Below are 23,249 nucleotides of genomic sequence, written 5' to 3'. Positions count from 1 at the left end.
CCATCTGGCGGAAGTGTTCAGTAATTATGCCTCACGAATTCTGGCCGCTAATGCGGCCAGTTTTGCATCATCCGCCCGTTCATGATCGTGTGACGACAGATATCCTTCATACTGCTCGAAAAATTGGTTCTGCTGCGATTCAATCGGCTTCCAGTGGGGCAGATCGCATGGGACTCAATTAGCTGTGCACGTGGTCTACGTCGAAATTCAAATCAGTAAAGGCCCGACGAGAGGTCGGGCAGGAGAGAAGGGGTTAACCGCCGAACTGGTCCGGGTCTGGTCCCAGACGTTTGCCCTGATCGAGCTTTGCGATTTCGCCTAATTCATCTTTATCCAGGCGGAAGTCCCAGACGTTAAAGTTTTCTGCGATACGCGCAGGGGTGACTGATTTCGGAATAACCACCAGGCCGCTATCCAGATGCCAGCGGATGACAATCTGCGCCGGTGATTTGCCATATTTCTCCGCGAGATCGCGGATAATCTTTTGATCAAAGACGTCTTTGCCGCCCTGCGCCAGCGGGCTCCAGGATTCGGTCTGGATTTTATGCGTTGCGTTCCAGGCGTGCAGTTGGCGCTGTTGCATAAGCGGATGAAGTTCTATCTGGTTAATCACCGGTGGTACGCCGGTTTCATCCATCAGTCGCTGGAGATGATTGATCTGAAAGTTACACACGCCGATGCTCTTAATCAGCCCTTCTTTTTGCAGATCGATCATGCTTTCCCACGCTTCAACGTAGTGGTCGATCGCCGGCACTGGTCAGTGCATCAGATAAAGATCGAGGTAATCGAGCTGGAGTTTCTCCATGCTTTCGAGCAAGGCTTCCCGAGGGCGTTTCTGGTCATCATTCCACAGCTTGGTGGTGATGAATAACTCTTCCCGCGGTACGCCCGCATCGCGTATTGCTTTGCCGACACCTTCTTCGTTTTTGTACGCTGCAGCGGTATCAATTGAGCGATACCCCACTTCCAGCGCTTTATGAATGGCGGTGATGACCTCTTCGTTACTTGCCTTCCAGACCCCCAGGCCCAGCTGCGGCATGACGTTACCATCCTGTAGTTTAATAATGGTTGGACCGGTCATAATTCCTCCCCTGAATTGAGTTTACCGAGGCAAGCCCCGGTAAGTTAGGTGTGACTTAAGTCTGGCCTATCCTCGTCATACTTCAAGCTGCATATGCGTTGGCTTTATTACTCGACCCATCCATGGGCCTCGTCCTTTCAAGGCCGCTGCAAGCAGCGTTCAAATCTGCTCCCGGCAGGTTTGTCGTTTCACCCCCAGTCACTGACTTATGTAAGCTCCTAGGGATTCTCTCCTTTGCCGCCTTTATGCAACTCGAAATATTTAGAATATAAATACCCAAAAATGAAAGGCGGAGGTGAAAAAACCTTAGCGGGCAGCTTCGTAAATCCGACGGCTGACCTCGAGCGTAATGTCCTGATGTTCGCCCAGTTTCGTACCGCCGTGCGCTTGCAGTTTTTCCAGTAGCGCCGGGATGGAACTACCGTCCAGGCCGTAGTCAGACAGACGAGTCGGTACGCCCATTTGTTCGAAGAAAGCGCGGGTTGCGGCAATAGCGGCGTCGATGCGTTGGTCATCGGAACCTTCGGTGATATTCCAGATACGCTCTGCGTATTGCAGCAGTTTGGCACGTTTGGTATCGCGTTTTTCATTCCACAGCGCTGGCAGAACGATAGCCAATGTTTGAGCATGATCCAGACCGTGCATTGCGGTCAGTTCGTGGCCCAGCATATGCGTTGCCCAGTCTTGTGGTACGCCTGCGCCAATCAGACCGTTCAGCGCCTGGGTTGCCGCCCACATAACGTTCGCACGCACGTTGTAATTTTCCGGCTCCTGCAATGCTTTCGGGCCTTCTTCTACCAGCGTAAGCAGAATACCTTCGGCAAAGCGATCCTGAATTTTCCCGTCTACCGGATAAGTCACATACTGCTCAACGGTATGTACGAAGGCATCTACGACGCCGTTCGCAACCTGACGCGGCGGCAGGGTATAGGTGTAAACCGGATCCAGCACGGCGAATACCGGCTGCACAAATGGGGTCATAAAGGCCAGCTTATCGCCGGTGGTTTTACGCGAAATGACCGCGCCGGAGTTAGATTCAGAGCCGGTTGCTGGCAGGGTTAATACGGAGCCCATCGGGATAGCGCTTGTTACGTCGTTGCCGTGGGTTTCCAGAATGCGCCATGGATCGATGCCGTCAGCGTATTGTGCCGCAGCCGCGATGAATTTGGTGCCATCCAGCACCGAACCGCCGCCTACCGCCAGCAGGAACGTCACTTTCTCATCACGCACGATTTTTACCGCGTTCATCAGCGTTTCATAAGACGGGTTCGGCTCAATACCGCCAAACTCCAGCACGTCCAGGCCTTTCAGCGCATCCTGAACCTGTGCCAGGACACCGGTTTTTTTCACGCTACCGCCGCCATAGGTAACCAATACGCGAGCATCCTGAGGGATTTGATCGCGCAGCTCAGCAATCGCACCTTTACCAAACAGAATGCGGGTTGGGGTATGGAGATTAAAGTTGTTCATTGCTCGTTCCCTTATGTGGGTAAAAAAAGAGGGCAGGAGAGTGTCTGCCGGATGATGAACATTGTGGTCGTCAGCCGCGCTGCTCTCAATGCTCATTTCTGCCGATGTCTTGCCCATTTCTACAGACTGCTGGAGAAAACGGATAAATCTGCGCATTATGTCAGGGTTGCAAACCGATGATGAAATGGTGCTCTATGAACCGTGATGAGATCTGCCTTCTGCTGACAGATAAAATTAAGCAGCTGAAAAACAATGAAAATAAACTCAGCGAACTGCTGCCAGATGTCCGCCTGCTGCACGGCACTGAGCCGGCAGCGCGTACACCGGTAATGTATCAGCCAGGAATCATATTTCTCTTTTCGGGACATAAAATTGGTTATATCAATGAACGTGTATTTCGTTATGACGCCAACGAATACCTGTTGCTAACCGTACCGCTACCCTTTGAATGCGAAACGTATGCAACGCCGGAGGTTCCCCTGGCCGGTATCTACCTGAATGTCGATATTCTGCAATTGCAGGAGCTGTTGATGGACATTGGGGAAGATGAGCTGTTCCAGCCCGCCATGGCGGCCAGCGGGATCAACTCCGCGACGCTTTCTGACGAAATACTGTGCGCCGCTGAGCGCCTGCTGGATGTGATGGAGCGACCGCTGGATGCGCGTATTCTGGGGAAACAGATTATTCGCGAGATCCTCTACCATGTGCTGACCGGGCCGCGCGGCGGCGCATTACTGGCGCTGGTCAGTCGCCAGACGCATTTCAGTTTGATAAGCCGGGTGCTGAAGCGCATTGAAACCAAATACACCGAAAATCTCAATGTCGAACAGCTGGCGGCAGAAGCGAACATGAGCGTGTCGGCGTTTCATCATAATTTTAAAGCGGTGACCAGCACGTCGCCGCTGCAATACCTGAAGAGCTATCGTCTGCATAAAGCACGGATGATGATGATCCACGACGGGATGAAGGCCAGTGCGGCTGCCATGCGCGTCGGCTATGAGAGCGCATCGCAATTCAGTCGGGAATTCAAACGTTTCTTTGGCGTAACGCCGGGGGAGGATGCAGCCAGAATTCGAATGATGCAGGGGAGTTAAACTTGCTCAGCGCTGGCCTGATAAGCGAAACGTCATCAGGCGAAAATGCCGGGGGAACCCCGGCCTACGGTTAATACTCAGGCGCTACAGTATTTTTTTTTAATCACGACAAACAGGGTACCCAACAGACCCGCGGTTAACAGGGCAATCGGCAGGATCATTAAAAAGGTCATCACCTGATCTTCATGGCGTTTGACGAACGGGATCATGCTCAGCGCATAGCCAAAGCCGGTGACGACGGTGACCCACAGCAGACCGCTCAGCCAGTTAAAAAACTGGAACCGACGGTTTGGCAGACCCGAAATTCCCGCCATTGTTGGCAGCAAGGTACGAACGAATGCCAGGAAACGCCCAGCCAGGAGTGCCATCAGCCCGTGTTGGTCAAACATGCAGGTAGCGCGCTGATGATATTTATCAGGTAATTGCGCCAGCCAGCCTTTTACCGTCCGCGTGTTGCCCAGCCAGCGTCCCTGAATGTAGCTCAGCCAGCAGCCCAGACTGGCTGCGGCAGTCAGAATAGCTATGGTAGGTATAAAACTCATCACGTCCTGAGCGATCAGCGCCCCTGCCAGCAATAACAGGCTGTCTCCGGGTAAAAAGGAGGCAGGCAGCAGGCCATTTTCTAAAAACAGTGTGGCGAACATTACGAAGTACACCACGCTCACAACGTGCGGATCCGCCAACGCGGCAAAATCGTGTTGCCAAAGCGCGGAGACAATATCTTGAATGACTACCATGGACTTTCCTGTGGAACAGCGTTTATGTGTGGATTGTACTCCTGAATTGTCCGGGATGCCTTGATCCCGGACGCAACAATTGCAGACTTTTCCACCAGAAGTGTCTGCATATATGTCCATCTATGGCAATTTTACTCGATTCGGGCAAATCCTGCGGCCAAATCGGCAATCAGATCGTCAACATTCTCTAAACCGATATGCAAACGGATGAGCGTTCCACTGAAGTCCACCTCGCCTTGCGGACGGATTGCCGCAATGTGTTCCGGCTGATTAGCGAGAATCAGCGACTCAAAACCGCCCCAGGAGTAGGCCATGCTGAACAGGCTGAAGTGGTCCAGATACGCGGCCAGCTCTTCATGATTTAGTTTCTTATTCAATACAAATGAGAACAGTCCGCTGCTGCCGGTGAAATCACGCTTCCAGAATTCGTGGCCTTTACTGCCGGGCAGCGCGGGGTGGTTCACGCGGGCGACCTGCGGATGGCTGGCCAGCCACTCGGCGACCTTTAAGCTGCTTTCATGATGTTGGCGCAGGCGAACGCTTAGCGTACGCAGTCCGCGGCTGGTCATATAGGCGGTATCGGCGTCCAGCATTTGCCCCATCAGATAGGCATTTTCGCGCAGTTGATCCCAGCAACGGGCATTAGCTACCGCAGTGCCGACCATGGCGTCGGAATGGCCAATCAGATATTTGGTACCAGCCTGAATAGAAATGTCGATGCCAAAATCCAGCGCTTTGAACAGCACCCCGGCAGCCCAGGTGTTATCAATTATGATGATCGCATCCGGCGCGACGCTTCTGACGGCGGCAACAATAGCAGGGACATCATGTACTTCCATGGTGACAGAGCCGGGAGATTCCAGAAATACGACTTTAGTGTTCGGCTGTATGTGCTTCACAATATCGGCACCAACCAGCGGATCGAACCATCCGGTGGACACGCCGAGTTTGCCGAGAATTTTGGTGCAGAAATCCTGGCTGGGTTCATAGGCGGTGTTGGTCATCAGCACATGATCCCCTTGTTCCACAAAGGCGAGGATGGTGTTGGCAACGGCCGCCGCGCCGCAGGGGAACAACGCGCAACCCGCGCCGCCTTCCAGTTCACACATTGCCTCCTGCAGGGAAAAATGCGTCAGGGTTCCGCGACGTCCATAGAAAAGCGCACCGTTAGCACGGTTGTGCGTAGCCTGCTTTTTGGCCTCTACGGTGTCAAACACTAGCGAAGAAGCGCGCTGGATCACGCTATTTACCGCGCCCAGCGTGTACTTTTTACTGCGTCCTGCGTGAACGAGTTTGGTTTCAAGTTGCTTATCTGCCATGTCGTCTTACCTGTTTTTATACGTCTGGATGTCTAAACTACCATGAATCAAAGATGACGCATCCTGCAGAACGGTCATACAGTAGAAAATAATCTCAAAATGCTTCTGGTGACTTTTTTACTGCGTAAGCGCAAGGAAAAGAAACCAAAGGTGCGGCAATATGTAAATAGTAATGAGAACGACTATCAATTCGACGTCGTTTTGATATCATTACGCTCAGATTTTGTGATTTGCGTCCTGGAGATACAGAGTGGGTAATAATTTGATGCAGACGGATCTTTCCGTCTGGGGTATGTATCAGCACGCCGATATCGTGGTTAAGTGCGTGATGATTGGGCTGATTTTGGCATCAGTGGTCACCTGGGCTATCTTCTTTAGTAAGAGCCTTGAGTTCTTTACTCAGAAACGCCGCCTTAAGCGTGAACAGCAACTGCTGGCGGACGCCCGCTCTTTAGACCAGGCAAATGAGATTGCTGCAGGATTTGATGGCAAAAGCCTGGGCGCACAGTTGATTTACGAAGCGCAGAACGAACTGGAATTGTCAGAAGGCAGCGACGACAACGAAGGTATTAAAGAGCGTACCGGCTTCCGTCTGGAGCGTCGTGTGGCGGCGGTAGGTCGTCATATGGGACGTGGTAACGGCTACCTGGCCACCATCGGGGCTATCTCTCCATTTGTGGGTCTGTTCGGTACCGTATGGGGCATCATGAATAGCTTCATCGGGATTGCACAAACCCAAACGACCAACCTGGCCGTTGTTGCGCCGGGTATCGCAGAAGCACTGTTAGCGACGGCGATCGGTCTGGTCGCGGCAATTCCTGCGGTCGTTATCTACAACATTTTCGCACGTCAGATTGGCAGCTATAAAGCGATGCTGGGCGATGTCGCGGCACAGGTACTGTTGCTGCAAAGTCGCGATCTGGACCTGAACGCTAGCGCTTCTGCCCATCCGGTACGTGCTGCGCAGAAATTACGTGTAGGATAATGTTCCATGGCAATGAGCTTTAATGAAAACCTGGACGATAACGGTGAAATGCATGAAATCAACGTGACGCCGTTTATCGATGTTATGTTGGTTTTATTGATCATCTTTATGGTGGCCGCACCGTTGGCAACGGTGGATGTGAAGGTGAATCTCCCGGCTTCCACCAGCACGCCGCAGCCGCGTCCGGAAAAACCGGTTTACCTGTCTGTTAAAGCCGATAAGAGTATGTTTATTGGCAACAATCAGGTGACGGATGACACCATGATTAGCGAATTAAATACGCTGACCGATGGGAAGAAAGACACCACGATTTTCTTCCGTGCGGATAAAACCGTCGATTATGAAACCATGATGAAAGTTATGGATACGCTGCATCAGGCGGGTTTCCTGAAGATTGGTCTGGTCGGTGAAGAGACCGTGAAAGCGAAGTAATCCTGATTGCCGGGTAATGGTTGTTGCCTTACCCGGCCTTCCTCTCCTGATTCAGCTCTCCCCACACGCCCTTATCTGTCCTCATCCAGTGCGACTGCCGTTATCCTGGTGGGTTCGTAGTTCCCTTCAGACAGTTTACGCGTCAGGCGTAAGGTGGCTGTTTCTCGCTTGAGTATATGCTGGTATGTGCTCTCCAGCCGGGCCATGATTTTGTCCCGTAGTTCTGGTTGCTGCTCCATAATGGCTTCAATCGCGGCGCCATAGATCTCTTCTTTAGCCTGTAGCGCATAAATTTCGCGACGATTTTGCCATTTCATCCGCACCAGCGCGGCGGGAATAGAAACCATCTCCTGGGCAACGCTTTCCAACGTCGCATTTTTATTGGCAATCAATACGGCCAAATTTTGCTTTAAGACAAACTCATCGCTTTTATGGTCATCTAAAGCCAAATAAACATTATTATCCTCAACATCTTTCATTTTATTTCTCTTCCAGAGAATAAAAAATAGGATCGCTGGTCTCACGCGTAATTAAATTAAGCCAAATTTTATTGCCCTGTTCATTTACGCTGGCTGTTTTTGTCGATAAAATTTTACTTAATTCTTGAGCGTTAATGTCGCCTTCCGCTTGTAGTGAATTGAGCAGGCGAGTGAAGGACTCAATTTTTGCGGCACGAAACAGGCGCTCTTTTAAATGGCGAACGCACTCTTCAAATAACATATTGCGCGCCTGGCCGTTAGCGGTAGAGCTAATCAAAATATCGGGTTCATAATCACTTAATGTTCTCTTTCCCTGAGTCAAATTTTCACTATTATCTGTGGGACTGGTATTAGTAGATGAGCTGGATAAGTGAAAACGCGAGGGAACAAGATGCTCGGGAAGCATGTTGAAATATCCTTTGATGCCAATGATATGTTGTTCTAAATAAACCAGGCTGCGTTGACAATAGCATGGCGTAATTTTAAAATCAAAAAAAATGGAGCCAGTATATGAACAGTATATTTTATTCTGTTATTACCCTGCTATTGCTTACCTGCGGGGTACTTTTGTTGATGCGCAGTGCAAATAAAAACCGATATGCAGAAAATGGGCACTCTGAAAACCAGCCGGAAATGCTGAGTAAAGAAGAGGGGGAAGATCATTTTTCGGTACTGATGAATTCGATTACCCCAGTATGGTATTGGCGCGTTAATCACGAATATATCGATTTTATCCACTCAACGATCAAGCGGATGACAATGGTGGAGCTAAATGAGACGCCAGGGCTATTTGATGCACAGCGGCGTTGTAGCGATCTCAACTCTGCGGTGTATAAATATTACGACAATATAAAAAAGCGCTGTCTGAGCGGTGAGAAAGTCCCGCATGCCGATCTGGATGTGCTTAACTTACGCCAGTGCTTCAGGGAGTTCAGTCTGGAGGCTTATCCTGCGCTTGTCGCGCTGGTGTGGCCGGAATTTCAACGTCCAGAGATCAAAGCGGAAGAGGTGTGAAGGGATTGGCTGGCCCTGTTACGTGCCGGGGAGGCTAACGCCGCTTCCCGGCACAGAGTTACAAACGGCTATTTGTCAGATGAGGCCTGCCAAAGGTTCAGCTTACCATCCGCGACATGTTTATCGATCTGCGCCAGTTCTTCGGCGCTGAACGTCAGGTTAGACAACGCCTGAACGTTCTCCTCCAGTTGCTCCGGTCGGCTGGCGCCAATTAATACCGACGTCACCCGGTTGTCTTTCAGCAGCCAGCTTAAGGCCATTTGCGCCATCAACTGTCCGCGCTGTTGCGCCATCTCATTGAGCAAACGCAGGCTGTTAAGGTTTTCTTCCGTCAGCATATTTTCCGTCAGCCCACGAACTTTTTTCCCTTCACGCTGCATGCGTGAACCTTCCGGAATGCCGTTGAGGTATTTCCCCGTCAGCAGCCCCTGGGCCAGCGGCGTAAATGCGATGCAGCCCATGCCGTTGGATTCCAGCGTATCCAGCAGACCGCTGCTGTCTACCCAACGGTTAAGCAGGTTGTAAGAAGGCTGGTGGATCAGCAGCGGAATTTTCCATTCCCGCATCAGCTCGGCCATTTTCTGCGTACGCTCCGGGGAATAGGATGAGATGCCGACATACAGCGCTTTACCGCTTTGCACCGCATGGGCCAGCGCTGAGGCGGTCTCTTCCATTGGCGTATTTTCGTCAACGCGGTGCGAGTAGAAGATATCGACATAGTCGAGGCCCATGCGTTTCAGGCTCTGGTCGAGGCTGGCGAGCAGGTATTTGCGCGAACCGCCAGAACCGTATGGGCCTGGCCACATGTCATAGCCTGCTTTGGTGGAGATGATCAGTTCATCACGATAGTGTGCAAAATCCTCGCGCAGTAATCGGCCAAAATTCTCTTCTGCGCTGCCCGGAGGCGGCCCGTAGTTATTGGCTAAATCAAAATGCGTGATGCCTAAATCAAATGCTTTACGCAGCAGAGCGCGCTGTGAATCCAGCGCCTGAACGTGCCCAAAACTGTGCCACAAACCCAGCGATAGTGCGGGTAAACGTAAACCGCTGCGCCCGCAGTAGCGATAGAGCATCTGCTCGTAACGTTCAGGATTGGCAAACCAGTCCATGAGATCTCCTTAGTGCAGGTGAATTTCGAAACAACGTTTCTATTCTAGCGGGTTCATGATGAATATCCCGTTCACCAGGTCACACTGGAATGAAAAACTGGGCAAAAACAGACCACTGTGCTTTGCTTAAAAAAACATCGATCCGGAGTGCTGCCATGTCGCGTCTAACTGCCAAAGACTTTCCGCAAGAATTGCTCGACTGCTATGACTATTACGCTCATGGCAAAATAACGAAACGCGAGTTTCTCAATCTTGCTGCGAAATATGCAGTCGGTGGTATGACGGCGCTGGCTTTATTCAATGTATTGAAACCCAATTATGCCCTCGCAACGCAGGTGGAGTTCACCGATCCTAATATCCTGGCGGAATACATGACTTACCCTTCACCTGAAGGGCATGGTGATGTGCGTGGGTATCTGGTCAAACCTGCGAAAGCGACGGGGAAAGTTCCGGCGGTAGTGGTGGTGCATGAGAATCGTGGGCTGAATCCGTATATTGAGGATGTGGCACGGCGGGTGGCAAAGGCGGGCTATATTGCGCTCGCGCCTGATGGATTAAGTTCAGTAGGGGGCTATCCTGGCAATGATGATAAAGGTCGGGAGTTGCAGCAGCAGGTTGACCCGGTAAAGCTGATGAACGACTTCTTTGCCGCCATTGAATTTATGCAGCGTTATTCAGGCGCGACGGGAAAGGTGGGTATCACCGGATTTTGCTACGGTGGCGGCGTATCGAATGCCGCAGCCGTTGCTTTTCCTGAACTGGCCTGCGCAGTGCCTTTTTATGGGCGTCAGGTTCCTGCATCAGATGTCCCTAAAATAAAAGCGCCTTTATTACTGCACTATGCGCAATTAGATACCCGAATTAATGAGGGATGGCCTGCCTATGAAGCGGCGCTCAAAGCCAATAAGAAAGTCTATGAAGCATATATCTATCCCGGCGTGAATCATGGTTTTCATAATGACTCGACACCGCGTTATGATAATGCTGCCGCTGATTTGGCCTGGGAGCGTACTCTTGCATGGTTTAACAAATATTTACGATAGAAAACAAGGGATTATTTAATGCTTCAGGTTAATTATCTGAATAATAATGCTAGCTAATTTCATTAGCATTCATGTTGATATAGTGTAAATAATATTGGATGCACTTAAGAAAGTAAAAAAATAAAGAATGCATTATATCTTCTCTGTTGCCTGCCGATAACAAGGATAAGTATCGCCTGATGGCGAATTCCTCATCAACGGCAAGGAAATTATTATGCGTTTGCTGAAAAACTTCACTATTCGTATTGTCATGTTGGCAATACTGGGACTTTTTTGCCTGCTCTGGTCGGGCGTGGGTTTATTCAGTCTTCATTCTTTATCAAAAATATCTGAAGGCAATGATATTGACCGTCATCTTGTCCATCAGATGACGGTCCTCAGTCAGGGGAACGATCAGTATTTTCGCTTCGTAACGCGCTTAAGTCGCGCCATGGATGTCAAAATGAGCGGCGGAACGCCTGATTTTGCACCAGCGCAGCAGTCCCTGGAGAATATGAGCAAAAAACTCCAGGAGATGAAAACGTTGTCTCCGGGGCCTATGGATCCGGACGTTGCCGCGGCGGTACTGACGAAGTGGCAGGCGCTGCTGGATAACGGGGTGATTCCGCAAATGCAACTGGCGCAGCAGGGCACGCTTACGGCCTTTGCGGAGCATGCCAGCACCGTTACGCCAGCGCTGAGCCGTGAATTTGGCGCCAGTGCCGAACGTTTTAACGCCACGGCAGGTGAGCGGCTTGATACCACGCGTGTCATGGTCGATGGCAAAACGTCTATCATCCGGACGCTAATTATTACCGCCGTGGTCCTCGGTATTGCTCTCCTGTTCTTCACAGATCGTTACCTCGTCGCCATGATGGTGAAACCCCTGGGACGTATCCGCCAGCAGTTCCAGCAGATTGCTCAGGGCGATCTCAGCCATCCAATCGAAGATTTTGGCCGTAACTGCGTGGGCCAACTGGTGCCGTTATTGTGCGCGATGCAGGACAGCCTGCGCGAAGCCGTCAGTACAATTCGCTCAGGTAGTGACAACATCTGGCGAGGGGCTACGGAAATTTCCACCGGCAATAACGATCTCTCATCGCGTACTGAGGAGCAGGCTGCGGCGCTGGAAGAGACCGCTGCCAGCATGGAGCAACTGACCGCAACGGTAAAACTGAACGCCGAAAATGCGCGTGAAGCCAGCCAGCTTGCCGATACGGCGACAGAGACGGCAGGTAAAGGGAGCAGCCTGGTTTCAGAAGTGGTTGAGACGATGGACGGCATTGCCGCCAGCTCTAAACAGATCGCGGAAATTACGTCTGTTATTAATAGTATTGCCTTCCAGACCAATATTCTGGCGCTGAACGCGGCAGTTGAAGCTGCCAGAGCAGGTGAGCAGGGGCGTGGTTTTGCCGTTGTTGCCGGTGAGGTGCGTAACCTTGCCAGCCGTAGCGCTGGGGCGGCGAAAGAGATTGAGACGCTGATTGGCGAATCGTCGCGTCGCGTCGATCAGGGCGCTCGACTGGTTAAAGAGACGGGATTAACCATGGAGGCGATTCTGCGCGGAGCCACCGAAGTGACCGTTATCATGAAGCAAATTGCTTCTGCCTCAGAAGAACAGAATAAGGGCATTTCGCAGGTGAGCGTGGCGATCACGCAGATGGACAGCGTAACGCAACAGAACGCCGCGCTGGTAGAGCAAGTTTCCGCCGCAGCTGTGGCGCTTGAACGGCAAACGGAAGAGCTGCAACGCTCGGTACAACAGTTCCGCCTTTCAGCAAACGATGTGCAGTACGCCGCCGCCAGCACCGCTTCCCCTTCAGCAGACAGCAAAACGTCTGCGGCCGCTAAAAAGGATGAATGGGTGTCCTTTTAAGCGGGCATAAAAAAGTACGTGATACCTCTGGTCTTTGCTTAAAAAATCGCTATATAATTTATTATATAGCGATTGGAGGTTATGCATGGACAACCATTTTGGAAAAGGCTTGATGGCCGGATTAAACGCGTCAAGTGCGGATAGCGCACGCACGGCGGCCAATTTTTGTGCTGATTATAAACGCGGTTTTGTGCTGGGATTTTCTCATCGAATGTTTGAAAAAACGGGCGATCGACAGCTCAGCGCGTGGGAAGCGGGGATCCTCACGCGTCGCTATGGGCTGGATAAAGAGATGGTTATGGATTTCTTTAAAGAGAACCAGTCCAGTACAACAATTCGTTTTTTCATGGCTGGCTATCGTCTCGAAGCTTGATCCGAAAGGGGTATTATCTTGCTTTAATTAATTACACTATTGACCTACGCCTTCGTTTTGTTGCTCCGCCGAAGTATTATAATGCACATAACCATATAAAAAGTGTGGTAAATGGCGCGCCGATCGCAATATGCAACATGCGAAAGGTGCAAAATAAAAGCCAGGTCTTCGCAACGGAATAACTATAAAATGACTGGAGATAACTCTCTCATCAATTCGAACGGCATCAATCGCCGTGATTTCATGAAGCTTTGTGCAGCACTGGCCGCTACCATGGGGCTCAGTAGCAAAGCCGCCGCAGAAATGGCCGAATCAGTTTCTCGTCCTCAGCGTCCACCGGTTATCTGGATTGGTGCGCAGGAGTGTACGGGTTGTACTGAATCGCTACTTCGCGCGACACACCCTACAGTGGAAAACCTCGTTCTGGAGACAATCTCTCTGGAATACCATGAGGTACTCTCTGCCGCCTTCGGCCACCAGGTCGAAGAGAATAAACATAACGCTCTGGAGAAGTACAAAGGGCAATATGTTTTGGTTGTAGATGGTTCTATCCCACTGAAAGACAATGGTATTTACTGCATGGTTGCCGGTGAGCCGATCGTAGATCACATCCGCCGGGCCGCAGAAGGCGCTGCCGCTATCATTGCCATCGGCTCTTGTGCCGCGTGGGGTGGTGTTGCTGCTGCTGGCGTTAACCCAACGGGGGCCGTCGGCTTGCAGGAAGTTCTGCCAGGCAAAACCATCATCAACATCCCCGGCTGTCCTCCGAACCCGCACAACTTCCTTGCAACGGTCGCGCATATCATCACTTACGGTAAGCCGCCGAAGCTGGATACCAAAAACCGTCCTACATTTGCCTATGGTCGTTTGATTCACGAACACTGCGAACGTCGCCCGCACTTCGATGCAGGTCGTTTTGCTAAAGAGTTTGGCGATGAAGGTCACCGTGAAGGCTGGTGCCTCTACCATCTGGGCTGTAAAGGACCAGAAACCTACGGCAACTGCTCAACGCTGCAATTCTGCGATGTTGGCGGCGTGTGGCCGGTGGCTATCGGTCACCCTTGCTACGGCTGTAACGAAGAAGGTGTCGGTTTCCATAAAGGTATTCACCAGCTTGCTCATGTGGAAAACCAAACACCGCGTTCCGAGAAACCTGACGTCAATATGAAAGAAGGCGGCAATATTTCTGCCGGGGCGATTGGGCTACTTGGTGGCGTAGTAGGACTGGTTGCCGGTGTCAGCGTGATGGCGGTTCGTGAACTGGGGCGTCAGCAGAAGAAAGATAACGCTGACTCACGGGGAGAATAACCGTGAACAGACGTAACTTTATTAAAGCAGCCTCCAGCGGGGCATTGCTGTTGGGCGCTGCGCCGTCCATCAGCCATGCGGCTGCAGAAAACCGTCCGCCGATCCCTGGTTCTCTTGGGATGCTCTATGACTCGACGCTGTGCGTAGGCTGCCAGGCCTGTGTCACCAAGTGTCAGGATATCAACTTCCCGGCGCGTAACCCGGAAGGCGAGCAGACCTGGTCGAACAACGACAAACTGTCACCGTATACCAATAACATCATCCAGGTGTGGCGTAGCGGAACAGGCGTCAACAAAGACCAGGAAGAAAACGGCTACGCATACATTAAGAAGCAGTGCATGCACTGTGTCGATCCGAACTGCGTCTCCGTTTGCCCGGTCTCCGCGCTGAAGAAAGATCCGAAAACCGGCATCGTCCACTATGACAAAGATGTTTGCACGGGCTGTCGTTACTGCATGGTCGCCTGCCCGTACAATGTGCCTAAGTATGACTACAACAACCCGTTTGGTGCGCTTCACAAATGTGAACTGTGTAACCAGAAAGGTGTTGAGCGTCTGGATAAAGGCGGTTTACCGGGTTGTGTTGAAGTGTGCCCTGCCGGTGCGGTGATTTTTGGTACGCGTGAAGAGCTGATGGCTGAGGCGAAAAAACGTCTCGCGCTGAAGCCTGGCAGCGAATACCACTATCCGCGTCAGACGGTGAAAGCAGGCGATACCTATCTGCATACGGTACCGAAGTATTACCCCCATCTGTACGGCGAGAAAGAGGGTGGTGGTACACAGGTTATGGTACTGACGGGCGTTCCTTACGAGGATTTGGATCTGCCGAAACTGGATGATCTTTCAACCGGTGCGCGTTCCGAACATGTTCAACATTCCTTGTACAAGGGCATGATATTACCCCTGGCTGCGCTGGCGGGCTTAACCGTGCTGGTTCGTCGTAACACGAAAAACGACCATCACGATGGAGGAGACGATCATGAGTCATGATCCTAAACCGCTGGGCGGAAAAATAATCAGCAAACCGGTCATTATTTTTGGGCCGCTTATCGTCCTGTGTATGCTCCTGATCGTGAAACGTCTGGTCTTCGGATTGGGCTCAGTCTCCGATCTGAACGGCGGTTTCCCATGGGGTGTATGGATCGCGTTTGACCTGCTGATTGGTACCGGCTTCGCGTGCGGTGGCTGGGCTCTGGCGTGGGCGGTGTATGTTTTCAACAGAGGACAATACCATCCACTGGTACGTCCGGCGCTGTTGGCGAGCCTGTTTGGCTACTCGCTGGGTGGTCTGTCGATCACCATTGACGTCGGTCGTTACTGGAACCTGCCGTATTTCTACATTCCGGGCCACTTCAACGTGAACTCGGTACTGTTCGAAACGGCGGTCTGTATGACCATCTATATCGGCATCATGGCGCTGGAATTTGCTCCGGCTCTGTTTGAACGTCTGGGGTGGAAAGTCTCTCTCAAACGTTTGAATAAAGTGATGTTCTTTATCATTGCCCTTGGCGCGCTGCTGCCAACTATGCACCAGTCTTCAATGGGTTCATTGATGATTTCTGCGGGCTATAAGGTGCATCCGCTATGGCAAGCTTATGAAATGTTGCCGCTTTTCTCCGTATTAACCGCTTTTATTATGGGCTTCTCGATCGTCATCTTCGAAGGCTCGTTGGTACAAGCCGGGCTGAAAGGTAATGGTCCGGACGAGAAAAGTTTGTTCATCAAGCTGACGAATACCATCAGTGTGCTGTTGGCGATTTTCGTGGTCCTGCGCTTTGGCGAACTGATCTATCGCGACAAGCTGTCCTATGCGTTCTCAGGCGATCTTTACTCCCTGATGTTCTGGATTGAAGTCGTGCTGATGGTCTTCCCGCTGGTGGTGCTGCGCGTCACTAAGCTGCGTAACGACTCGCGTATGCTGTATCTGTCTGCGCTGAGCGCATTGTTGGGTTGTGCGACATGGCGTCTGTCCTATTCGCTGGTGGCGTTCAATCCAGGTGGTGGCTACCACTACTTCCCGACCTGGGAAGAACTGTTGATTTCTATTGGTTTTGTGGCTATTGAGATTTGTGCATACATCGTACTCATTCGTCTACTGCCGATACTTCCTCCTTTAAAACAAAACGATCAAAATCGTCATGAGGCGAGCAAAGCATGAGCCAGAGAATTACTATTGATCCGGTAACCCGTATTGAGGGTCATTTACGCATCGACTGCGAAATCGAAAATGGCGTGGTATCTAAAGCATGGGCTTCCGGTACCATGTGGCGCGGCATGGAAGAGATCGTGAAAAACCGCGATCCGCGCGATGCCTGGATGATTGTGCAGCGTATCTGTGGCGTTTGTACTACCACTCACGCTATCTCTTCCGTTCGTGCAGCAGAAAGCGCGCTGAATATTGATGTTCCGGTGAACGCACAGTATATCCGTAACATCATTCTGGCCGCGCACACTACGCATGACCACATTGTTCACTTCTATCAGCTCTCTGCGCTGGACTGGGTGGATATCACCTCTGCACTGAAAGCAGATCCAGCGAAAGCGTCTGCCATGCTGAACGGCGTGTCCTCCTGGCACCTGAACAGCGCAGAAGAGTTCACTAAGGTTCAGAACAAGATCAAAGACCTTGTTGCCAGCGGTCAGTTAGGCATTTTTGCCAACGGTTGCTGGGGTCACCCGGCGATGCAGCTGCCGCCAGAAGTGAACCTGATTGCGGTCGCTCACTACCTGCAGGCGCTGGAATGCCAGCGTGATGCTAACCGTGTTGTGGCGCTGTTGGGCGGTAAAACGCCGCACATTCAGAACCTGGCGGTAGGCGGGGTTGCTAACCCAATTAACCTCGACGGCCTTGGCGTGCTGAACCTTGAGCGCCTGATGTATATCAAGTCCTTTATCGATAAGCTGAGCGACTTCGTTGAGCAGGTTTACAAGGTTGATACCGCAGTTATTGCTGCGTTCTACCCTGAGTGGCTGGAACGTGGTCAAGGTGCGGTTAACTATCTGAGCGCACCGGAATTCCCGACTGACGGTAAAAACGGCAGCTTCCTGTTCCCGGGTGGTTACATCACCAATGAAGATCTGTCGACCTATCGTCCGATCACCTCTCACTCCGATGAGTACCTGATCAAAGGGATTCAGGAGAGTGCGAAACACGCGTGGTACAAAGACGAAGCGCCGCAGGCTCCGTGGGAAGGCACAACGGTTCCTGATTACACCGGTTGGTCAGATGACGGCAAGTACTCCTGGGTTAAAGCACCGACCTTCTACGGTAAAACGGTTGAAGTGGGTCCGTTGGCCAACATGCTGTGTAAACTGGCGGCCAAACGCGAGTCTACCCATGCCAAGCTGAATGAAATCATCGCGATTTACACCAAGCTGACCGGTAAAACTATCGAAGTGTCACAACTGCACTCTACGTTGGGCCGTATTATTGGCCGTACCGTTCACTGCTGTGAATTGCAGAACGTTCTGCAGGATCAGTACAATGCGCTGATTGTGAACATCGGCAAAGGAGACCACACCACCTTCGTGAAACCGGATATCCCGGCAACGGGTGAATTTAAAGGTGTCGGTTTCCTCGAAGCGCCGCGCGGTATGCTGTCTCACTGGATGGTGATCAAAGATGGCATTATCAGCAACTACCAGGCGGTAGTACCGTCAACCTGGAACTCTGGCCCACGTAACTTTAATGATGAAGTGGGACCGTATGAGCGCTCGCTGGTAGGTACGCCGATTGCCGATCCAAACAAACCGCTGGAAGTGGTTCGTACCATTCACTCCTTCGACCCTTGTATGTCATGTGCGGTGCATGTGGTGGACGTTGATGGGAACGAAGTGGTCTCAGTTAAGGTTCTGTAATGCGGATATTAGTCTTAGGGGTCGGCAATATTTTGCTGACCGACGAAGCCATCGGGGTACGTATCGTTGAAACATTAGAACAACGGTACGTCCTGCCAGACTTTGTTGATGTTCTGGACGGTGGTACGGCTGGGATGGAGCTTCTCGGTGATATGGCGAACAGAGATCATCTGATCATTGCTGACGCCATTGTGTCGAAGAAAAACACGCCAGGAACGATGATGGTCCTGCGGGATGAAGAGATCCCGGCGCTGTTTACCAACAAAATCTCACCGCACCAGCTTGGTCTGGCCGACGTATTGTCGGCCCTGCGTTTCACCGGCGAGTTTCCGAAAAAGCTGACGTTAGTCGGTGTTATTCCGGAATCGCTGGAGCCGCATATCGGACTAACGCCAACGGTTGAAGCGATGATTGAACCTGCGCTTGAGCAGGTTCTTGCCGCGCTTCGCGAATCAGGTGTTGAAGCGATCCCGCGGGAGGCGGCTCATGTCTGAGGAGTTTGTCGGTTTTCAGACGGCCCCGAAGATGCAAATTCAGGCAGCGTTTGAAGAGGTTGCCCGGCGTTCAATGCACGATCTCTCTTTCCTGCATCCGAACATGCCGGTATATGTCTCTGAATTTACGCTGTTTGAAGGACAGTGGACGGGGTGTGTTATCACGCCCTGGATGCTCAGCGCACTGATTTTCCCCGGACCGGACCAGATCTGGCCGGTGCGTAAAGTCAGCGAAAAAATCGGACTGCGTCTGCCGTATGGCGAGATGACCTTTACCGTTGGTGAACTGGAGGGCGTATCGCAATACCTTTCCTGCTCACTGATGTCGCCGCTTTCGCACAGTATGTCGGCGCAAGAAGGCATGCGTCTGACTGACGATTGCGCGCGAATGCTGTTATCGCTGCCGGTTAGCGATCCGAATGCGCCGCAGCTTAATCGCCGCGCGTTGCTGCTGGGTCGTCGGAACTGCGAAAATGCATGAGCTGTCCCTTTGTCAGAGCGCGGTTGAGATTGTTCAACAGCAGGCAGAGCAGCACGGTGTCAAACGTGTAACCGGTGTTTGGCTGGAAATCGGGGCGCTCTCCTGCGTTGAAGAGAGCGCCGTTCGTTTCAGTTTCGACATCGTCTGTCAGGGGACGCTGGCTCAGGGGTGTGAGCTGCATATTGATTACAAGCCAGCCCAGGCATGGTGCTGGGATTGCAGTCAGGTTGTGGAAATCACCCAGCATGATGCGCAGTGTCCACAATGTCAGGGCGATCGCCTGCGGGTTGATGCTGGCGATTCACTGAAAGTGAAAAGTATTGAAGTCGAATAACCCATAGGTTGCTATGGGGCGGAGTCAGATATGTGTATTGGAGTCCCTGGTCAGGTTCTGGCCGTTGGTGAAGATATTCACCAGCTTGCGCAGGTTGAAGTGTGCGGCATCAAACGTGATGTCAATATTGCCCTGATTTGTGAAGGTGATACAGCTGAGCTGGTCGGGCAATGGGTGCTGGTGCACGTAGGGTTCGCCATGAGCATCATTGATGAAGATGAAGCTAAAGCCACGTTAGACGCACTTCGCCGCATGGAGTACGACGTCACCAGCGCGTGACAAATCCTGAATGAAATTGCCGGATAGCGGTTGCCATCCGGCAATTTATTTTAGTTCTGGCGCTTATCTTCGGTTTGGGTATCGAAGTCGCTGGCGTCATGGCGTTCATGAAGCTGCTCGTTCAGCGGTCCGTTAGTGCGGTTTACAATACGACCACGCTTAACCGCCGGACGCGCTGCAATCTCTTTTGCCCAGCGTTGTACGTGCTTGTAGCTTCCTGCGTCAAGGAACTCTGCTGCGTCGTAGACGTTGCCCAGAACCACATTGCCAAACCATGGCCAGACCGCCATATCGGCAATGGTGTATTCATCTCCGGCCACAAACTGATGTTGCGCCAATTGCTTATCCAGCACGTCGAGTAAGCGCTTGGCTTCCATGGTGAAGCGATTGATAGCGTACTCAATTTTTACCGGAGCATAGTTATAGAAGTGGCCAAAGCCTCCGCCGAGGAACGGTGCTGCGCCTTGTAACCAGAACAACCAGTTCAGCGTTTCGGTGCGTTTTGCCAAATCCTGCGGCAGGAAATAACCATATTTTTCCGCCAGATAGAGCAGGATTGCGCCAGATTCGAATACGCGAACCGGTGGGTTTTGCGAGTGATCGCGTAGCGCTGGGATCTTCGAGTTCGGATTCACCTCAACAAAGCCGCTGGAAAACTGATCGCCATCGCCAATGCGGATAATCCAGGCATCGTATTCCGCGCCCTTCACCCCCTGCGCCAGCAACTCCTCCAGCATAATCGTCACTTTCTGCCCGTTTGGCGTACCCAGCGAATAGAGCTGTAGCGGATGTTTGCCAACCGGCAGCGTTTTCTCGTGGGTGGCTCCGGAAACCGGGCGGTTGATATTGGCGAATGCGCCCCCGTTCGATTTTTCCCACGTCCAGACTTTCGCGGGCTGATAGGTATTGTCTGACATATTGACCTGCCTTCTGAGTGGTTGTGTTGATGCAGTGTAGCAGTTAGGTAGAACTCAATTTAACAGATTGGGACTTTATGTCGCTTTGTGCTGAAAGGGGAAGATAAATCTAACCCGTTCATTGTACTCGCTCCGTACTCCATGAAGAGGAAATCAATGTTGGACGGAAATTGCTACCGTATTCACCATTAAAAATTGGCGGTGAATAAGCAGTAATAATGAAAAATGGTGTTCCAGGAGTAAGCGGTTATCAGGGCCCGGCGGGTGGGTGGGGCGCGGTAAAAGCCGTCACTGCTTCGGTGTTTTCGCAAAAGGCTGTCGCCCGCGACATTATCGCGATGTTCAAAATGAACCAGGTGAAAGGGTTCGACTGTCCGGGCTGTGCGTGGCCGGACCCAGGGCACCGTGCGCCAATGGAGCTGTGCGAAAATGGCGTTAAGGCGGTCTCCTGGGAGACAACCAGTAAAAAAGCGTCACCGGAATTTTTCAGCCGTCACCCGGTTTCCACACTCTGGCACTACAGCGATTATGAGCTGGAAAATATCGGTCGTTTGACGCATCCGATGAAATACGATGCAGCATCAGATACCTGGCAGGCGGTGGATTGGGATATCGCCTTCCAGGAGATAGGCGAGCGTCTGCGCAGCTATGATTCACCCCAGCAGGTTGAGTTTTACACCTCCGGCAGAACGTCAAATGAAGCGGCGTTCCTGTATCAGCTTTTTGCCCGCGAATATGGCAGCAGCAACTTTCCTGATTGCTCAAACATGTGCCACGGACCGACCAGCGCAGGGCTAACGCCGGCCATTGGCCTTGGAAAAGGGACCGTTGAACTTGACGATTTTGACCATTGCGATCTGGTGATTTGTATCGGGCATAACCCTGGCACTAATCATCCACGTATGCTGACCACCTTACGCGACGTTGCCAAACGCGGGGCTAAAATAATCTCTATCAATCCGCTGAACGAAAGGGGGCTTGAGCGCTTTAGTTTCCCGCAAAGCCCGAAAGAGATGTTCACCGGCCAGTCGACGCAGCTGAGCAACGACTACTACCAGGTAAAAATGGGCGGTGACGCCTCGCTGCTCAAAGGCATCATGAAGGCGCTGATCGAAATGGATGAAGCGCGGATCTTACTGGATTAGCAACCGACACTCGATCATGCGTTTATCGATGAGCATACTGCTGGATATGCAGCGCTGTATGATGACTTACGTCAGCATAACTGGGCGGAGCTGGAACAGGACTCGGGCCTGACGCGCAGTCAGATGGAGGACCTGGCACACAGCTACAGTAAATCTCGTGCCACTATTATTTGTTATGGTCTGGGCATCACCCAGCATAAAAACGGTACTGAGAACGTCCAGCAACTGGTAAACCTGCTGCTGCTGAAAGGCAATATGGGTAAGCCTGGGGCGGGGATCTGCCCGTTGCGCGGTCATTCTAACGTGCAGGGCGACCGTTCCGTGGGGATCAACGAAGCGGCATCCGAAGACTTCCTGCAACGCCTTGAGACGCATTTTTCTATCCGTGTGCCGCGTACACATGGCCGCTCCAGCGTGGAGAGTATTCGGGCCATCGAACGGGGAGAGGCAAAAGCGCTCATTTGCATGGGTGGCAATCTGGCGGTGGCGATGCCGCAGCCGCAGCGTACCTTTGCGGCGATGAAAAATTTGGATCTGCAGGTCCATGTTGCGACCAAGCTGAACAGATCGCATTTGCTGCTGGCAAAGCATAATTATCTGCTGCCTGCATTAGGTCGAACGGAGCGCGACATTCAGGCGACGGGGATCCAGTCGGTGACCGTCGAAGACTCGATGTCGATGGTCCACGCTTCCTGCGGCGCGCTGAAGCCAGCTTCCCGCTGGTTAAAATCGGAACCCGCGATTGTGGCGGGCATGGCACACGCCACTCTGCCGCTTTCGCCGATCAACTGGGAAGCGTTAACCGGGGACTACGCGCTGATCCGTGACGCCATTGAAGCCGTGATCCCGGCGTTCCACGATTACAATGCCCGTATTGCCGAGCCGGGCGGATTTCGTATGGATACGCCCGCTTCGCGCCGTGAATGGCGAACGGCGAATGGTAAAGCCAACTTTATCGTCAGCCATCAGCGGGCGGTAGAGCGAGAAAATCAGCCTGCCGATGCACTGGTTCTGGCGACGCTGCGCAGCCACGATCAATACAACACCACTATTTATGGTATGAACGATCGCTACCGTGGCATTACCGGTCGTCGGGATGTGGTGTTTTTAAGCGCTGAAGAAGCGGCGACTCGCGATCTGAGCCAGGGAGATGTGGTCAACGTTCAGGCGCTGGACGACCGCGGCCAGCCCTGTGCGGATCGCATTATGTGCGGCTTGACGGTGGTGATTTACAACATGGCGGTGGGCTCAATAGGCGCTTATCTGCCAGAAGCGAATGTCCTGCTTTCGCTGGATGCGGTGGACACACAAAGTTTGACTCCGGCGTATAAAAGCGTACCGGTCACCGTGACAAAAGCGTAGTTCCTGCTGCGAATTTTTCGCCTCTGAGCGCCAGCCGCTGCGTTGAGGTGTATGATGATGTCGACCTCTGTCCGGTTAGTG

22 protein-coding genes and 3 pseudogenes are annotated in these 23,249 nt (G+C 52.1%); 16 read left to right on the top strand and 9 right to left on the bottom strand.

Annotation, left to right across the window (positions count from 1 at the left end; genetic code table 11):
- Nucleotides 1-24: 24 nt before the first annotated feature.
- The 3 genes and pseudogenes from OGV38_RS21370 to yqhD all read right to left on the bottom strand — a co-directional run.
- Nucleotides 25-165, bottom strand: a pseudogene (locus OGV38_RS21370) (hypothetical protein); the annotation flags it as partial.
- An 88-nt stretch (nt 166-253) separates the two neighbouring features.
- Nucleotides 254-1,081 (bottom strand): annotated as a pseudogene (gene dkgA / locus OGV38_RS21365) (2,5-didehydrogluconate reductase DkgA).
- A 306-nt stretch (nt 1,082-1,387) separates the two neighbouring features.
- The gene (yqhD, locus tag OGV38_RS21360) at nt 1,388-2,551 is read right to left on the bottom strand and encodes an alcohol dehydrogenase (RefSeq protein WP_003838168.1); all 1,164 of its coding nucleotides are present in this window, start codon (nt 2,549-2,551) and stop codon (nt 1,388-1,390) included.
- A gap of 194 nt (nt 2,552-2,745) precedes the next feature.
- Here yqhD and OGV38_RS21355 point away from each other — a divergent pair, with 194 nt between their 5' ends.
- On the top strand, nt 2,746-3,645 hold the full coding sequence (locus OGV38_RS21355) for an AraC family transcriptional regulator (RefSeq protein ID WP_029139662.1): 900 nt from the start codon (nt 2,746-2,748) through the stop codon (nt 3,643-3,645).
- Nucleotides 3,646-3,722: 77 nt separating this feature from the next.
- Here the strand turns inward: OGV38_RS21355 and yghB are convergent, their stop codons facing one another.
- Together yghB and metC are read right to left on the bottom strand one after the other, a co-directional pair.
- Nucleotides 3,723-4,382 (bottom strand): DedA family general envelope maintenance protein YghB, encoded by a 660-nt coding sequence (gene yghB, locus OGV38_RS21350; RefSeq protein WP_016154504.1) that lies wholly within the window; start codon nt 4,380-4,382, stop codon nt 3,723-3,725.
- A gap of 131 nt (nt 4,383-4,513) precedes the next feature.
- The gene (gene metC / locus OGV38_RS21345) at nt 4,514-5,701 is read right to left on the bottom strand and encodes a cystathionine beta-lyase (protein WP_016157474.1); all 1,188 of its coding nucleotides are present in this window, start codon (nt 5,699-5,701) and stop codon (nt 4,514-4,516) included.
- Between the two features lie 250 nt (nt 5,702-5,951).
- Here metC and exbB point away from each other — a divergent pair, with 250 nt between their 5' ends.
- Together exbB and exbD are read left to right on the top strand one after the other, a co-directional pair.
- Nucleotides 5,952-6,686 (top strand): tol-pal system-associated acyl-CoA thioesterase, encoded by a 735-nt coding sequence (exbB, locus tag OGV38_RS21340; RefSeq protein WP_016154502.1) that lies wholly within the window; start codon nt 5,952-5,954, stop codon nt 6,684-6,686.
- 6 nt (nt 6,687-6,692) lie between these two features.
- Nucleotides 6,693-7,118 carry a TonB system transport protein ExbD gene (gene exbD, locus OGV38_RS21335; RefSeq protein WP_016154501.1) on the top strand — a complete coding sequence of 142 codons (426 nt, stop codon included), beginning with the start codon at nt 6,693-6,695 and terminating at the stop codon, nt 7,116-7,118.
- A 71-nt stretch (nt 7,119-7,189) separates the two neighbouring features.
- Here exbD and OGV38_RS21330 read toward each other — a convergent pair whose 3' ends face one another.
- On the bottom strand, nt 7,190-7,597 hold the full coding sequence (locus OGV38_RS21330) for a hypothetical protein (protein ID WP_016154500.1): 408 nt from the start codon (nt 7,595-7,597) through the stop codon (nt 7,190-7,192).
- Between the two features lies 1 nt (nt 7,598).
- Complete coding sequence (locus tag OGV38_RS21325; RefSeq protein ID WP_286474856.1) at nt 7,599-8,003, bottom strand: hypothetical protein; 405 nt, start codon at nt 8,001-8,003, stop codon at nt 7,599-7,601.
- Nucleotides 8,004-8,107: 104 nt separating this feature from the next.
- Here OGV38_RS21325 and OGV38_RS21320 point away from each other — a divergent pair, with 104 nt between their 5' ends.
- On the top strand, nt 8,108-8,611 hold the full coding sequence (locus OGV38_RS21320) for an ESA_00282 family adhesion-associated protein (protein ID WP_016154498.1): 504 nt from the start codon (nt 8,108-8,110) through the stop codon (nt 8,609-8,611).
- Nucleotides 8,612-8,679: 68 nt separating this feature from the next.
- On the opposite strand, the gene OGV38_RS21315 is transcribed toward OGV38_RS21320, so the two are convergent.
- Nucleotides 8,680-9,720: an aldo/keto reductase gene (locus tag OGV38_RS21315; protein ID WP_286474851.1), complete on the bottom strand. Its 1,041-nt coding sequence runs from the start codon at nt 9,718-9,720 to the stop codon at nt 8,680-8,682.
- A gap of 155 nt (nt 9,721-9,875) precedes the next feature.
- Between OGV38_RS21315 and yghX the strand changes: the two genes are divergently transcribed.
- The 11 genes from yghX to hybG all read left to right on the top strand — a co-directional run bounded on the left by yghX (nt 9,876) and on the right by hybG (nt 19,744).
- Nucleotides 9,876-10,763 (top strand): YghX family hydrolase, encoded by an 888-nt coding sequence (yghX, locus tag OGV38_RS21310; protein WP_286475043.1) that lies wholly within the window; start codon nt 9,876-9,878, stop codon nt 10,761-10,763.
- A gap of 214 nt (nt 10,764-10,977) precedes the next feature.
- Nucleotides 10,978-12,618, top strand: a complete 1,641-nt coding sequence (locus OGV38_RS21305; protein WP_047499232.1) for a methyl-accepting chemotaxis protein — start codon at nt 10,978-10,980, stop codon at nt 12,616-12,618.
- 85 nt (nt 12,619-12,703) lie between these two features.
- Nucleotides 12,704-12,991 (top strand): DUF2623 family protein, encoded by a 288-nt coding sequence (locus tag OGV38_RS21300; protein WP_016154494.1) that lies wholly within the window; start codon nt 12,704-12,706, stop codon nt 12,989-12,991.
- Between the two features lie 189 nt (nt 12,992-13,180).
- On the top strand, nt 13,181-14,299 hold the full coding sequence (hybO, locus tag OGV38_RS21295) for a hydrogenase 2 small subunit (RefSeq protein ID WP_016154493.1): 1,119 nt from the start codon (nt 13,181-13,183) through the stop codon (nt 14,297-14,299).
- Between the two features lie 2 nt (nt 14,300-14,301).
- The gene (gene hybA / locus OGV38_RS21290) at nt 14,302-15,288 is read left to right on the top strand and encodes a hydrogenase 2 operon protein HybA (protein WP_003828357.1); all 987 of its coding nucleotides are present in this window, start codon (nt 14,302-14,304) and stop codon (nt 15,286-15,288) included.
- Nucleotides 15,278-16,456: a Ni/Fe-hydrogenase cytochrome b subunit gene (gene hybB / locus OGV38_RS21285; protein WP_016154492.1), complete on the top strand. Its 1,179-nt coding sequence runs from the start codon at nt 15,278-15,280 to the stop codon at nt 16,454-16,456. The genes hybA and hybB overlap by 11 nt, the downstream gene beginning before the upstream one ends.
- A complete protein-coding gene (gene hybC, locus OGV38_RS21280) occupies nt 16,453-18,156 on the top strand; it encodes a hydrogenase 2 large subunit (protein ID WP_003024476.1) in 1,704 nt (567 codons plus the stop codon). Before hybB ends, hybC begins: the two co-directional genes overlap by 4 nt.
- A complete protein-coding gene (locus OGV38_RS21275; protein ID WP_016154491.1) occupies nt 18,156-18,650 on the top strand; it encodes a HyaD/HybD family hydrogenase maturation endopeptidase in 495 nt (164 codons plus the stop codon). Before hybC ends, OGV38_RS21275 begins: the two co-directional genes overlap by 1 nt.
- Entirely contained in the window at nt 18,643-19,131 is a 489-nt protein-coding gene (hybE, locus tag OGV38_RS21270) for a hydrogenase-2 assembly chaperone (protein ID WP_016154490.1), read from the top strand. Before OGV38_RS21275 ends, hybE begins: the two co-directional genes overlap by 8 nt.
- The gene (hypA, locus tag OGV38_RS21265; protein ID WP_016157467.1) at nt 19,124-19,465 is read left to right on the top strand and encodes a hydrogenase maturation nickel metallochaperone HypA; all 342 of its coding nucleotides are present in this window, start codon (nt 19,124-19,126) and stop codon (nt 19,463-19,465) included. The genes hybE and hypA overlap by 8 nt, the downstream gene beginning before the upstream one ends.
- 30 nt (nt 19,466-19,495) lie before the next feature.
- Complete coding sequence (hybG, locus tag OGV38_RS21260) at nt 19,496-19,744, top strand: hydrogenase maturation factor HybG (protein ID WP_003024459.1); 249 nt, start codon at nt 19,496-19,498, stop codon at nt 19,742-19,744.
- 50 nt (nt 19,745-19,794) lie between these two features.
- On the opposite strand, the gene yghU is transcribed toward hybG, so the two are convergent.
- The gene (gene yghU, locus OGV38_RS21255) at nt 19,795-20,661 is read right to left on the bottom strand and encodes a glutathione-dependent disulfide-bond oxidoreductase (RefSeq protein WP_016154488.1); all 867 of its coding nucleotides are present in this window, start codon (nt 20,659-20,661) and stop codon (nt 19,795-19,797) included.
- A 218-nt stretch (nt 20,662-20,879) separates the two neighbouring features.
- Here yghU and OGV38_RS21250 point away from each other — a divergent pair.
- A pseudogene (locus tag OGV38_RS21250) lies at nt 20,880-23,168 on the top strand (FdhF/YdeP family oxidoreductase).
- Nucleotides 23,169-23,249 lie beyond the last annotated feature (81 nt).

This window comes from Citrobacter sp. Cb080, from assembly GCF_030334745.1.
Taxonomy (GTDB): domain Bacteria; phylum Pseudomonadota; class Gammaproteobacteria; order Enterobacterales; family Enterobacteriaceae; genus Citrobacter; species Citrobacter braakii.
This window is presented reverse-complemented; position numbering and strand designations above follow the sequence as displayed.

Excerpts from the sequence above, each read along its gene's own strand:
- yghX (WP_286475043.1), top strand. The coding sequence starts at position 9,876 with ATGTCGCGTCTAACTGCCAAAGACTTTCCGCAAGAATTGCTCGACTGC.
- hybO (WP_016154493.1), top strand. The coding sequence starts at position 13,181 with ATGACTGGAGATAACTCTCTCATCAATTCGAACGGCATCAATCGCCGT.
- metC (WP_016157474.1), bottom strand. The coding sequence starts at position 5,701 with ATGGCAGATAAGCAACTTGAAACCAAACTCGTTCACGCAGGACGCAGT.
- OGV38_RS21330 (WP_016154500.1), bottom strand. The coding sequence starts at position 7,597 with ATGAAAGATGTTGAGGATAATAATGTTTATTTGGCTTTAGATGACCAT.
- hybG (WP_003024459.1), top strand. The coding sequence starts at position 19,496 with ATGTGTATTGGAGTCCCTGGTCAGGTTCTGGCCGTTGGTGAAGATATT.
- yghB (WP_016154504.1), bottom strand. The coding sequence starts at position 4,382 with ATGGTAGTCATTCAAGATATTGTCTCCGCGCTTTGGCAACACGATTTT.
- OGV38_RS21305 (WP_047499232.1), top strand. The coding sequence starts at position 10,978 with ATGCGTTTGCTGAAAAACTTCACTATTCGTATTGTCATGTTGGCAATA.
- hybC (WP_003024476.1), top strand. The coding sequence starts at position 16,453 with ATGAGCCAGAGAATTACTATTGATCCGGTAACCCGTATTGAGGGTCAT.
- exbD (WP_016154501.1), top strand. The coding sequence starts at position 6,693 with ATGGCAATGAGCTTTAATGAAAACCTGGACGATAACGGTGAAATGCAT.
- hybB (WP_016154492.1), top strand. The coding sequence starts at position 15,278 with ATGAGTCATGATCCTAAACCGCTGGGCGGAAAAATAATCAGCAAACCG.
- hybE (WP_016154490.1), top strand. The coding sequence starts at position 18,643 with ATGTCTGAGGAGTTTGTCGGTTTTCAGACGGCCCCGAAGATGCAAATT.
- OGV38_RS21300 (WP_016154494.1), top strand. The coding sequence starts at position 12,704 with ATGGACAACCATTTTGGAAAAGGCTTGATGGCCGGATTAAACGCGTCA.
- OGV38_RS21320 (WP_016154498.1), top strand. The coding sequence starts at position 8,108 with ATGAACAGTATATTTTATTCTGTTATTACCCTGCTATTGCTTACCTGC.
- yqhD (WP_003838168.1), bottom strand. The coding sequence starts at position 2,551 with ATGAACAACTTTAATCTCCATACCCCAACCCGCATTCTGTTTGGTAAA.
- OGV38_RS21355 (WP_029139662.1), top strand. The coding sequence starts at position 2,746 with ATGAACCGTGATGAGATCTGCCTTCTGCTGACAGATAAAATTAAGCAG.
- OGV38_RS21275 (WP_016154491.1), top strand. The coding sequence starts at position 18,156 with ATGCGGATATTAGTCTTAGGGGTCGGCAATATTTTGCTGACCGACGAA.
- hypA (WP_016157467.1), top strand. The coding sequence starts at position 19,124 with ATGCATGAGCTGTCCCTTTGTCAGAGCGCGGTTGAGATTGTTCAACAG.
- yghU (WP_016154488.1), bottom strand. The coding sequence starts at position 20,661 with ATGTCAGACAATACCTATCAGCCCGCGAAAGTCTGGACGTGGGAAAAA.
- OGV38_RS21325 (WP_286474856.1), bottom strand. The coding sequence starts at position 8,003 with ATGCTTCCCGAGCATCTTGTTCCCTCGCGTTTTCACTTATCCAGCTCA.
- OGV38_RS21315 (WP_286474851.1), bottom strand. The coding sequence starts at position 9,720 with ATGGACTGGTTTGCCAATCCTGAACGTTACGAGCAGATGCTCTATCGC.